Source organism: Trichormus variabilis 0441 (assembly GCF_009856605.1).
GTDB lineage: Bacteria > Cyanobacteriota > Cyanobacteriia > Cyanobacteriales > Nostocaceae > Trichormus > Trichormus variabilis.
Window position 1 is genome coordinate 1,249,795 of sequence record NZ_CP047242.1, and the last position, 12,282, is coordinate 1,262,076.

The following is a 12,282-nucleotide window of genomic DNA, read 5'->3' on the forward strand; positions in this document are numbered from 1 at the left end:
AGCCTACGGCATAGCTTCGCTTACCGCGTAGCGTTCCGAAGGAATAGAGATAGCTTACCGAAGGTATCACCTTAACTGGGTGATTAACTGGTGGATCTTGAGTGGTGTAATTTGGTCAGATTTTGCAAACTGAGTTCGTGTTGCAACAGCTTATGCCATAAGCCATTGAAAGATAAAGCACATTTAATTTTTACAACTCAATGGTTTCTGATTCTGGAGAACATTCTGCAATTCCTCATTCCCAGTAACTCAAATTAGGAGAAATACCTTATGTCTACATTCAAGTACAACCGTCTAGACAAAAATAATGCTGCGGTTTTGCTAGTCGATCACCAAACTGGACTGTTCTCACTTGTGCGTGATATTGGTGCAGCCGACTTCAAAAATAATGTGCTAGCCCTAGCAAGTGCAGCCAAGTTTTTTAACCTACCTACAGTTTTGACAACTAGCTTTGAGCAAGGCCCCAATGGAGTCATCATACCTGAACTGAAGGAAAAGTTTCCAGATGCTCCCTTTATTCCGCGCCCTGGACAGATCAATGCTTGGGACAACGAGGACTTTGTTAAAGCCGTAGAAGCAACAGGTAAGAAGCAATTGATCATTGCCGGAATTGTCACCGATGTGTGTGTTACTTTTTGTGCGCTTTCGGCATTAGAGGCAGGTTATGAGGTGTTTGTTGTCACCGATGCCTCTGGAACCTTTGATGAAGCCTGTCGCTATGCAGCATGGGATCGAATGTCTCGTGCTGGAGTTCAGTTGGTCAATTGGTTTAGCGTTGTGTGTGAATTGCACCGTGACTGGCGTAACGATATTGAAGGACTAGGTAGTCTCTTAGCTGGGTTTATTCCTGACTACAAAAACCTGATGACCAGCTATGCAGCAAACTCAAGTGCTGGATCTCCCTAGTGGTGAGCCACATAAACTTTGCGTGGTGGTGATCTGAGAGGCAAAATATCAAAATACTCAGAATGTTAAATCCTATGTTCGATGAACCATTAGCAAGCAATACCAGTGAAGAAAGCTATCCAGTCACAGCAGTGATCTCTCATGTAGTGAAATCGGGGCGCGAGCAAGGTTACGAAGCATGGTTTCACGGTATCGCCGCAGATGCACGAAAATTCAAGGGACATCTGGGTGTCAGCACTATTCGACCCCAGGATCACACCCATCTTGAATATGTGGTCATTCTCAGGTTCGATTGCTACGACAATCTCAAAACCTGGCTAGAATCTGATATTCGGCGAGAGTGGATTGAGCGATTGCAGCCCTTGATTGAAAAGCCTGAAACAGTTCAAACACTAACCGGATTGGAAACCTGGTTTACTCTTTCAGACAGGCCGATGAAGTCTCCACCACCCCGCTACAAAATGATGTTAGTAACGTGGTTGGCAGTGTTCTTAACTCTCCCTATGCTCAATCGTTTGCTAGCACCGTTGTTGTCTGGCTTGCCTGTATTGCTCAATCAATTGATTAGTACAGGAATCGGTGTCGCCCTACTCACCTACGTGATCATGCCGCGCCTAACACAATTATTTCGCAAATGGCTGTATCCTACTCCATAAAACTAGATCCTTCGAGAAGTTTACATCTTCAAAATCGATGTAAACTCAACCAGACTACCTAATCACCAGGTTGATTGAATACATCTAAAATATGGCGGCAAACTTGTTTAAGCTGATTACCAACTTGAGGCGAAGGTACAGACTCACCAACAAAAGACCAGTTTTCCACGGTAGACAGTCGCCATACTTCACCCCGATGGTCAAATCCGGCTGCCTCCAAACCGATCGCCCGGCGTAATTTTGTGATCGGGTCTTGGTAAAATCGGATCTGGATTAAAACACTACGACTACGCCAAGATTTGCTAACCCCAGGAAAATGAAAACCAATATCAATAGAATCTGGATCAACTAACTCTCTAGTTTCCGGATCATTCTTCCAAGGTTTTAAATCTGATTTGGCATCAGGAAACTCAAACTTAAATAAATTGACTACTGTGGCAATCTTGCTGGCGAGTTCAAGGTTGATTGCTTGTTCAGCTGCGTTCACTAAAAAACACTCCTTTATTTTGTCAGTCTAGGGGGAATGTGACAACAAAAAATCGCCAGAAGGCTTATCATATTGGTGTTTTAGCTTATCAATACCTTGGAGATTTCGCAACTCCATATCATGCTTTCCTCATAATGAGGGTGAGGTAAATTGAGTAATGAGTATTTGATTTACAGTTCGGACAGTATACTAAATTATCTTGGGTAATTATACTCAAAAAAAGCTGTTACTGCATCCTTTGGAGAAAATACCAAGTGAGCAAATTAAAAATTTTCGACAAAATCATTTATTACTAAGAACGATAACCTACCTTTGCGATCTAAAATTACACTGTGAATCGGCAAAAGGAAACCAACCAATTTCAGTGTATGGCGCGTCAACGCTCAATTATTTCATTACTTCTGGTATTATTAGCAACTTTCCTGATTAGTTGTGGTAGTCCCACCACCGCAGTTGTACCCCCAACCTACACAGCTGCACAACTTGAGAAAATTCAAGGATACGCGCCTGATATTCAGGCCGTACGCGATCGCGCGGACGAACTAAAAAACCTCATCCAGAAAAAAGAATGGATCAAAGTAGGTAATTTTATTCACGGCCCCATTACGGAAGCCAGATTAAACATGACCTACATCACACCTAACCTGCTACCCAAAGACCAACCCACAGCAAGGCAAATCACCAAAGATTTGCTCAACCACCTAGTCAAAATCGATCAGGCCGCTAGTGTTGGTAATTCTCCCCTGGCTCTAAATAACTATCAAGCTGCTGTTGCAGATATTGATAAGTTTGTTCAACTCCTACCTGACACCAGTAGTCAGTCAGAAGAAGGTTAAGACAAGGGAAAATAAGAGATGAGGGAAGGGAAGAAGTTGGAGAATAGGGTGCAAGGGGGAGAGTTTTCTGCTTTTCCTTGGCTTATTTCCTTATCCTTCCTCTTCTCCTCCCAATCTCCCATTCTGTAAAAAACTCATGGATGTAGCGATTATTGGCTGTGGCGTAGTTGGTGCGGCGATCGCCTATGAACTCAGTCAAATCCCAGGAATCAAAATCACAGTTTTTGATAAACAACGACCCGCCCAAGCTTCTACAGGCGCAGCCCTTGGTGTTTTAGTAGGCATCATCAGCCAAAAAATCAAGGGTAAGGCTTGGCAGATGCGACAAACTAGCATCCAACGTTATGAAACCTTAATTCCTGAACTGGAAGCTATCACAGGGCGGAAAATCCCTTTTAACCGTCAAGGAATTCTCAGTCTGTGCTTAGAAGCAGAAAAGTTAGAAAGCTGGGAAAATTTAGCAGCCATTCGCCACAACCAAGGCTGGAAATTAGAAATTTGGGACACGAACAAACTCAAACATATCTGTCCCCAAGTTGATCATCCGCAAATTATCGGCGCTGTCTACTCTCCACAAGACCGCCAACTAGACCCCACAGCTTTGACTTTAGCTTTAGTTGAGGCTGCCCAACATAAGGGAGTAACTTTTAAATTTGGTGTGACTGTGTTAGGTTTCCCCAATACAGAAGCGATTCAATGCACATCAATTGAGACAACAGAAGGTAAAATCACCGCAGATTGGATAATTATTGCGGCCGGGTTGGGTTCCACAGCCATCACAACACAACTCAATCAAAAAGTAGATATTCGTCCCGTGTTGGGACAAGCTTTGCAAGTACGCTTAGACCATCCATTAGGGAATCCCGACTTTCAACCAGCAATTACAGGTAATGATGTGCATATAGTCCCTGTAGGTGGTGGAGACTATTGGATAGGTGCAACGGTGGAATTTCCCACAGATAGCCATGAAATCCCACCCAATCAAGAATTACTGGAATCAGTCAGACAACAGGCGATCGCTTTCTGTCCAGAATTAGCCACAGCCGAAATCATTCGCACTTGGTCAGGATTGCGCCCGCGCCCCGAAGGTCGCCCCGCACCAGTTATTGATGAGTTACCAGGGTTTAGTAATGTTCTGTTGGCTACTGGACACTATCGCAACGGTGTTTTACTCGCACCCGCCACGGCAAAGGCAATTCGTGAGAAGATTTTCAAATAGGGACTGGGGATTAGGGATTAGGGATTAGGGATTAGAGATTAGGGATTGATAGACAATTCTCCTCCATTACCCAGTACCCAGTCCCCAGTCCCCAGTCCCCATTCCCAGTATTTTAAAAAACTTTTAGGAAAATCGCGTGTCAATAACAGAACATAAAATAACAGTAAATACTTTAGAGTGGTTTTATCGGGAATCTGAACCAGTTGGTAGAAGTGACTTATTACCCGTGTTGTTACTGCATGGCATACCATCACAAAGTTACAGTTGGCGTAATATTATACCAGCTTTAGCAGCTCAAGGAACGCGAGCGATCGCCCCAGATTGGATTGGTTCTGGCTTTTCTGCCAAGCCGGAGAAACACGAATTTGCCTACACTACTGAAGCCTACATCACGGCCTTAGCAGGATTTATTCAAGCTTTGGAAATTGAGCGTTTTTCTCTGGTTGTGCAGGGATTCTTAGGGTCTGTTGGTCTACAATACGCCTTAAAACATCCCGAACAAATCGCCAACATAGCTATACTAAATGCACCAATTTCTACTGACGCTAAACTACCTTGGAAAATTAAACAAATGGGTCTACCTTTTATCGGTGACATGATGACTCAAGACCCATTATTAATTGACCGGACTCTCGAAGGTGGTAGCCGTTATCGCATCGAAGACAAAGATTTAGATGTTTATCGTAAACCTTTTTTGAAAACTTCGGCTGTGGGACGGGCGCTTTTAAATACAATTCGCAACTTGCAACTCCCCGCAGCCATGACAGAAATCGAATCTGGTTTTAAACAATGGCAACAACCAATTCTGGTTCAATGGGGTATGATTGACCCCTGGTTGCCTGTAGAAGTAGCACAAAAGTTTGTTGAGACTGCACCCAATGCTGAATTAATCAAACTCAATAACGTCGGTCACTACCCACAAGAACACTACGATAAAACAATCCTAGAAGACCTTCTGCCTTTTGTGCGCCGTGCTGAATCTTGATTTCTCAATTGTGAATTGATGAGTTAGGAATATATTCAAATCGGCGATCGCAATTAATCGGTTCTGCTAAAGCTGCGGCTACGGCCTCTATACTCCTCACATCTCTCAGCATCCATGAATGCAATGCTACGGGAATACTCAGTTCTTTACCAACTGGCATTTTTGAACTGTGGGTAGGTACAATCATCAAATCATAAGGTGTCCAAATAGAAGTGAAATTTAACTCCTCTAACATTTGGACATCATGATTCAAATCTTGAAGGAAAAGGCTATTAGGACGCATCTGCACACAGCCAGGACGCTGAGAAGCATAGGCAATCACAGTACCATAATGAGGAGAAGAAATCGTCACAAAGCGTTGCACATGACTAATACCCCCCAATCTCTGCACATAATAACGGCTGACAATTCCCCCCATACTAAAGCCAACTAAATCGAATGGTTGTTCGGGAGTAATGTTTGCAGCAACATAATCAGCTACCTGCTGTGCTAATACATTAAGCGGGGCTTCGCCGTTGTTAGGTACTAAATTCAGTGTGTATACAGTCCAACCCATTTGTCTTAAATAAGCTGCCATTTGATCAAATACAGCTTCTGTATCGGTAATGCCATGCACTAGCAATATGGGGTTGCGTTGCAGATTTCGAGTTTCCATTGACAAAATTGCTTGTATTTCAGTCTGTAGAAAATTTAACTGAGTCTGAATACTGTCTGCCCAAAGATTATGACAGTCCTCCCACTGGTTTAGAACAAAACCATTATTTATATCGATGTATAGCTATAGAAGAAAGTAATATTAATTTTTATTAAGCAAGCTTTCAGAATCTTGCTCTAAGTTGGGGTAAAATTTAATAATTATTCTTGGTATCTACAGCTTGTAAGTATTTGCCAATAAGACCTGAAAACACTTAGCCCGTATTATTAAGGTTGATGAAGCCCAGACCTACTAGGTTTGTTACTAAGTAGCTGATAGTCAAAAACATAGTATTCCGACGTAATTTTTAACATTACGGTCAATTGAAAAATATAAAACTTCAGGAGCCATTCTAATGTTCGGTTTTATCAAAAAAATCATCGCTGGGATTTTGAGTTTCCTTACCGGATTGATCGGAGGTAAGAAAGGTGGTAGCTACTACCTAGAACTCAAAGAAGATACCACTGATGAAAAAGCAACGATACCAGCCCCAAAAGCCGCACCAGCAGAATCTAATGGTACAAAAGCTGCTGTGAAAGCAGAAGCACCACCAGCTACAGAGAAAAGCCTTGCACCTACACCTGCCAAAGTAGCTAAGGTGGAGGCATCCAAAAATGGCAAGAATGGTAAAACTGCCCCTGCTGAACCAGAAAAAGCGCCAGTTGCTAAAACCACTAAACCATCTGAAACTACATTTGCCCCTAAATACTTAGCGCCTTCAGGTTCCGGTGCTAATGGCCGTCGTCGCCCTGGTGCGAATATGAGTTCCTACTTAGATATGGCAAGCCAAGTAAAAACTCCTGGCTAAGTTTTCGGCATTCCTTGAATAAATATCAATCCACTATATAAATGAAATGCTGGGTCCCAGTTAGTCTCTTCCCTACGATATAGGTGAATATGAGACTGAAGGTTATCCAGCATTTCTTTTTGTTCTAATACTGTCTCAGCAAAATGTGTAAAATCTGCCCAAATCTTGACTTCTGGTAAATGGAGGTTAACCCAATCTAGTAAGTTATTCCAATTGATTCTGATGGTGTTTTGACTAGCTGTAGGAGAAACTTCTACACCTTGTTGAAATTCATAGCCATGATCATAGAGTCTCAAAATACAACGTCTGCTAGGTAAATGTAAATCACAAAACTGAATGTAGTCTTGGGTTTGGGTTTTGCGTTCAAGTTTGCGCCTAGCGTCAATGTCTACAACTTCCTCAAAAATGGGTAAAAGTCCCATCACTCGTGCGGAAACTTCTGACCAATCAAATGTGAGTGAACCAACTTGATTTGTCTGATTGCAGCAGATAACAGTAGCTTTTGGTTGAGATGCTGAAAAATTTCTGACTTGAAAAACTTGTATTTGTTCAATGGCGCTGATGGCTGTCCAAAAGCAAGGAATACCTGCTTGCTGTAGCTGTGTACCGTAAAACCGGAGTTCTCCCACACGCCCAATACGGTAAAATTTCCAACTACGACTAGGCAGCACTAACCTAGCACTGTAGGGGTCTAGCTGCATGATTTCTGCAAACTTGGCTGCGGCTTGGGCTTTTAGTTCATTGCTGAGAGGTTCTAGTATGAGTATGCCTTGTTCAGTATTGCCAGGTTCTGCTGTTGCTTGAGCGATCGCTCTTTGTCTTTCTTCTTGCTCAATTTCTTGTATGCGCTGCAAACCTTGTCGGGCGAGGGTAACGATTTTGTTATTTTGTGTGCTGCGTAATAATTGCCGATAAATATTTTCTGCTTCTCGGCGCTTTTGTGAAACTTCGTACAATCGCCCTTGATAAAACTGCACCCAAGGATTTTCCGGTGATTCTTTTAGCAGCTGTTTGAGTAATTTAGCGGCTGTTTGATAGTCTTTATGTTCAAAGGCGATCGCAACTTGCTCAATCATGAGATCCATTCAATGCACGCTATTGATATGGTTCCCAAAAAAAAGAGTTAGGGAAGCAGGGGAAGTAGGGGAGGCAGGGGAAGTAGGGGAGGCAGGGGAAGTAGGGGAGGCAGGGGAGGCAGGGGAAGTAGGGGAGAAGAGAATTTCAATGCCTAAAAAATCTAAATTTATCCTTCACAAGCTGCGCTAATTAAGGATAATGCTACTAATGGGGCTGTAACTGCACGTAGGATTCGTCCCCCTAAGGATACTGGTTGAAAGCCAAAGGTGACAGCTTCCTCTAATTCTTTATCTGTCCATCCACCCTCTGGGCCGATCGCTATCACAATTTCCCCAGATATGTCTGTGAGAAGGTTTTGCAAATGCACATATTCGCCACGGGCTTCACAGATGTATCGATGAAAGGCTGTAACATTATTAACAGCATCACTAAAAGCCACAGGCTCTAAAATCGTTGGCACAAAAGCCCGTTCTGATTGTTCAGCAGCTTCGGCGGCTATACGTCGCCAACGTTCTAGCTTTTGGGGACTGGGATTTAGTAAAGTGCGATCGCTCAACACTGGAGCAATACAAGCTACTCCCAACTCCGTACAACTCCGCACAACTTCATCAAATCCACTACCTTTAGGTAAAGCAATCATCAACGTAATTGCTACAGGTAATTCTGTTTTTACGGCTAATTCTTCTAATACCTGGGCTTGTTCTTCCGTGAGTCTAGCCAACCACCACTTACCCAGTCCATCCATAACAATAAAGCGATCGCCCTCACGCAATCGTAACACCCGTTTTAAGTAATGTTTTTGTTGGGTTGTCAGTAAAACTTGTTCTTGTTGGAGTTGAGAGGGTGCGATCGTAATTCGCTGTAATTGGCTCATGAAATTTTATCAAACAAGGCTAGAAGCTATAGCGCTTCTCGTTTGTATGCCATACACTTTGACCTATCTCCTACGAGGAGATAGGCTTTCATTCTTACCTCCCTTCCCTTGTAGGGAAGGGGCTGGGGGTTAGGTCTGTATTTGACTCAATTGCAAACCTGAAGCGGGAGACAGGGGAAATCTTTTTCTATGTCTCCTGCTGCTTCAATTCCCTAACCCCTTTTTAAGAAAGGCTTTGGAAGTAAGCCTCTAGGGCATCTTTGACTAAATCAGTCATCGAACGGCCTTGACTTGTCGCTGTCGCCTTCACTTTGTTATACAAATCATCGTGCAGGCTGACCCGATACCGGGCTTTACGGGATTTAGATACAGCTTCAGGCTGCTCTGGTTCTATGGTGACTGGTGTTGTTTCCGGTTGATACTGGGCAACAAATTCACGAATACCATCAAAGCCGACGCGATCGCAAAAATCACCGAAGCTTTCCCCGGACTTGCGAGATTTTCGGAAATACACGAAAATCGGCTCTAGAAAGCTTTCTATGTCGTTATCGTGCAGTTTTTCTACATAAGGCTGTGCCAAGCGTGTTTGATTGGGTGACCCCCCTAACCACACTTGGTAACTTTCCGGCGCGCTACCAACAAAGCCTAGTTCTGCCATGTAAGGACGGGCGCAACCGTTGGGGCAGCCTGTCATTCTCACCACAAAATGTTCATTTTGTAAACCCACTTTATCTAGGAGCGTGCGAATCCTCTCCAAAATACCGGGGATGGCTCTTTCTGATTCTGTAATTGCCAAACCGCAGGTAGGTAGGGCTGGACAAGCCATTGCATAACGGACTAAAGGCTCAATGGTGGTGGGGTCGGAAACCACACCGCAACGGTCGAGAATGGCTTGAATTGCTGGCTTGTTTTCTGGGGTGATTTCGTAGAAAATCAGGTTTTGATTGGGTGTCAGGCGGATGGGTAAGTTAAACTGCTCGACAATTTCCCGTAAAGCTGTTTTCAGTTGAAACGAGCCTTCATCTTTCACCCGACCATTATCGATGGAAATACCTAAAAATAAATTGCCATCACCTTGTTCATGCCAACCAAGGAAATCGTGATATTTAAACTCTGGTAGTTGCTTGAAAGGAGCGATGGGTTTACCAAAATATTCTTCTACCTTGGCGCGGAACTTATCCACACCCCAATCATTGATTAAGTATTTTAACCGAGCGTGACGGCGGTCAGTGCGATCGCCATAATCTCTTTGAGTCGCAACAATGGCTTTGACGGCGTTATATACATCTTCCTTGGCTACATAGCCAATGGGGTCTGCCAGTCGAGCGAATGTTTCTTCTTTGTTGTGTGTTCGTCCTAAACCACCACCAGCAAAGATATTAAATCCTTCTAAGTTGCCTTTTTTATCAGTCAGAACAACCAATGTCAGGTCTTGGGAATATAAATCAATGGAATTATCCCCTGGTACAGTCACACTGACCTTAAACTTACGCGGCATATAATAAGTGCCGTAGAGGGGTTCTTCGGTGTCGTGAATGATTGTCCCGTTACCATTGCTTTGTCTAGCTGCTTTTACTTCTGGACTTTCTTCCGCACTGATGGCTTTTTCACCATCTAGCCAGATTTCGTAATAAGCGCCTGTTTGGGGTGAGAGTAAGTCCGCGATATTTTGGGCATATTCCCAAGCGTACTGGTATTCAGCCCGTTTTTTGAAGGGGGCTGGGGGAGCCATAACGTTGCGGTTGATGTCGCCACACGCACCCAAGGTTGAACCTAAGTTTTTGACAATTGTAGCGATCGCTGCTTTGAGATTTTTCTTTAAAATCCCGTGCATTTGAAAACCTTGACGAGTGGTAGCTCGTAAGGTATGGTTGCCATATTCATCAGCTAGCTTGTCTAAAGCCAAGTAAAGCTGCGGCGGAACCAAGCCACCCGGATTTTTTGTCCGCAGCATAAATTGGTAATCTTTCTCTTGACCCTTGGTACGATTGTCACGATTATCTTGCTGATAAGAGCCGTGAAATTTCAGGATTTGTACCGCATCTTCAGTAAAGTGAGTAGTATCCTCAAGGATTTGCGTTGCTACAGGTTCACGTAAAAAATTACTGTTTTCTTTCAGCCCTTCGACTTTAGAAGGTTTACGGCCAGTGGTAGGAGGAGGAGCAGATTTAACCATCAGAGTTCTATAGGATTCTCAATAAGGCATCAGTAATCGCCGAAGCAGCAAATTAGGGGCATTTTTGCGGCCGATAGTTTCCCGGTAATCCGGTCGGAAATATGAATAATACCTCAATTTTAACACGGCGAAAAGCCGACTTAGTCAGTGATTCTACACCTAATTAAACCAGCTTTTTGTATTTGTGAGTAATGAGTAATGAATAAGCTGTTCTGCTTTTGAGTTGCAAAATCCATCGTGAGGGCTGTTGACAGTTAACAGCCCTTATTAGTAGAGACGTTGCATGCAACGTCTCTACATCATTTATTTGGCGCAACTTCATAGAGAATTGGTATTAGAAGTTGCTTACACCAGTTTCAAATCAGGATACTCAGCAAACAAATCATCAGATGTGAGAGTATCACCTTCAGCTTGTGGTGTCCACAAAACTTCAAATGCTAAAAGTTGTTCAGCCGGAATGCTACCAATTTGCCGTAAGGCTTGACGCAATTCATCAGAACTATTAACAGCCGGGAGTTCAAACTTACCCAATGTCGCCGCCAATAAGGTGACGATAATATATTCGCCAGGGCCTTCTGTAATTAGACGGGTGGGGTTATCTATTTCATCAGCCCCAGGTAAAGCATCTTTAGTCCGGGCTGCTTTTAGCTGGTTGTTGACATTAGACAGGGTTTCTTCGCTGAACTTACTACGTTCTGCTAGTGCTAGGCGGTTAAATTGAGATTCGGCAGAATTTAACTTCGCCTGTTGTGTACCAACACCTGCGTATACCCAATATTCAGGATGGCGCAGCAAAGCTAGGCTGGCTTCTTGCAGTACTTCTGTACGTCCTGTAGGGGAATTGGTATCAGCCGTTTCCGCGATGTGGTTAAGTTCTGGTTGCAAATCTCGCGCTTGCGCTAACAAGCCAACTTGCAAGCGAGTCACGGTAACGGTGGGGTTGCTGTTGTAGCCAACATCTTCGCTGACTTCACCACTAGAGACACGACGGAAGGTTTGTACTAGGAAATTAGCGATCGCAAAAAATATTAAAATGCCAAATAAACCGCCAAATCCTCCCCCTATACCCCATAAAGGCAGCAAGAAGGGAAAGCCAAAGCCACCACCGGGGTAGGGAGAATAACCATATCCACCACTAGGGGGTGCATAACGTGGTGAATAGGTGCGGCTAGAAGGCGCTCTAAAGGAACCACCACCGATTCGTCCACCACTGCGAGCTGCTAACGCGCCATCGGCGTTTCCTAACGCCAACACCAATACTAGCCCCAGGGTAAAGACGGTTTTTAAGAAAGGTTTGATGCTTTGTAGTAGTTTTTTAGGCATAGTCACATTCGCTTGAAAAACGATATTACTTATTTCATTGTTATCTTTGGTGGAAGCATGACGGTGCTTATGTGATGCCAGCCAGTAATTCAGTCAGCGATTCTTATGATTGGCAGTAGCTCGGTGTACTCCTTGGCTACATATTCAATCTATCGCGTCTTGTCTTGGCTGGGCAGCAAACCCAGGGGGGATTTCTGTAGTAGATAACCGTACCTCAAAAGTTACCCCCTTTAAGTGAACT

General features: G+C 43.7%; 12 protein-coding genes. 6 read left to right on the top strand and 6 right to left on the bottom strand.

Annotated elements, in window-relative coordinates; all coding sequences use genetic code 11:
- Nucleotides 1-270 precede the first annotated feature (270 nt).
- Nucleotides 271-906 (top strand): isochorismate family cysteine hydrolase YcaC, encoded by a 636-nt coding sequence (ycaC, locus tag GSQ19_RS04940; protein WP_011321683.1) that lies wholly within the window; start codon nt 271-273, stop codon nt 904-906.
- Nucleotides 907-968: 62 nt separating this feature from the next.
- Nucleotides 969-1,562 (top strand): putative antibiotic biosynthesis monooxygenase, encoded by a 594-nt coding sequence (locus GSQ19_RS04945; protein ID WP_011321684.1) that lies wholly within the window; start codon nt 969-971, stop codon nt 1,560-1,562.
- A 58-nt stretch (nt 1,563-1,620) separates the two neighbouring features.
- Here the strand turns inward: GSQ19_RS04945 and GSQ19_RS04950 are convergent, their stop codons facing one another.
- On the bottom strand, nt 1,621-2,049 hold the full coding sequence (locus tag GSQ19_RS04950) for a hypothetical protein (RefSeq protein ID WP_011321685.1): 429 nt from the start codon (nt 2,047-2,049) through the stop codon (nt 1,621-1,623).
- A gap of 368 nt (nt 2,050-2,417) precedes the next feature.
- On the opposite strand from GSQ19_RS04950, the gene psbQ reads away from it, so the two are divergent.
- From psbQ to GSQ19_RS04965, 3 genes are all read left to right on the top strand, one after another.
- Nucleotides 2,418-2,885, top strand: a complete 468-nt coding sequence (gene psbQ / locus GSQ19_RS04955) for a photosystem II protein PsbQ (RefSeq protein WP_011321686.1) — start codon at nt 2,418-2,420, stop codon at nt 2,883-2,885.
- 136 nt (nt 2,886-3,021) lie between these two features.
- The gene (locus GSQ19_RS04960) at nt 3,022-4,104 is read left to right on the top strand and encodes an NAD(P)/FAD-dependent oxidoreductase (protein ID WP_011321687.1); all 1,083 of its coding nucleotides are present in this window, start codon (nt 3,022-3,024) and stop codon (nt 4,102-4,104) included.
- 136 nt (nt 4,105-4,240) lie between these two features.
- A complete protein-coding gene (locus GSQ19_RS04965) occupies nt 4,241-5,089 on the top strand; it encodes an alpha/beta fold hydrolase (protein WP_011321688.1) in 849 nt (282 codons plus the stop codon).
- A 4-nt stretch (nt 5,090-5,093) separates the two neighbouring features.
- On the opposite strand, the gene GSQ19_RS04970 is transcribed toward GSQ19_RS04965, so the two are convergent.
- Nucleotides 5,094-5,744 carry an esterase/lipase family protein gene (locus GSQ19_RS04970; protein ID WP_011321689.1) on the bottom strand — a complete coding sequence of 217 codons (651 nt, stop codon included), beginning with the start codon at nt 5,742-5,744 and terminating at the stop codon, nt 5,094-5,096.
- Between the two features lie 394 nt (nt 5,745-6,138).
- Between GSQ19_RS04970 and GSQ19_RS04975 the strand changes: the two genes are divergently transcribed.
- A complete protein-coding gene (locus tag GSQ19_RS04975; protein ID WP_011321690.1) occupies nt 6,139-6,591 on the top strand; it encodes a hypothetical protein in 453 nt (150 codons plus the stop codon).
- Here GSQ19_RS04975 and GSQ19_RS04980 read toward each other — a convergent pair.
- From GSQ19_RS04980 to GSQ19_RS04995, 4 genes are all read right to left on the bottom strand, one after another.
- Complete coding sequence (locus GSQ19_RS04980) at nt 6,588-7,667, bottom strand: tetratricopeptide repeat protein (protein WP_041456528.1); 1,080 nt, start codon at nt 7,665-7,667, stop codon at nt 6,588-6,590. The two genes, GSQ19_RS04975 and GSQ19_RS04980, sit on opposite strands and share 4 nt — an antisense overlap.
- Before the next feature lie 167 nt (nt 7,668-7,834).
- Nucleotides 7,835-8,542, bottom strand: coding sequence for a 16S rRNA (uracil(1498)-N(3))-methyltransferase (locus GSQ19_RS04985; RefSeq protein ID WP_011321692.1), 708 nt, complete (start codon nt 8,540-8,542; stop codon nt 7,835-7,837).
- Between the two features lie 223 nt (nt 8,543-8,765).
- Entirely contained in the window at nt 8,766-10,718 is a 1,953-nt protein-coding gene (gene sir, locus GSQ19_RS04990) for a sulfite reductase, ferredoxin dependent (RefSeq protein ID WP_011321693.1), read from the bottom strand.
- Between the two features lie 345 nt (nt 10,719-11,063).
- On the bottom strand, nt 11,064-12,041 hold the full coding sequence (locus GSQ19_RS04995; RefSeq protein WP_011321694.1) for a DUF1517 domain-containing protein: 978 nt from the start codon (nt 12,039-12,041) through the stop codon (nt 11,064-11,066).
- Nucleotides 12,042-12,282: the final 241 nt, after the last annotated feature.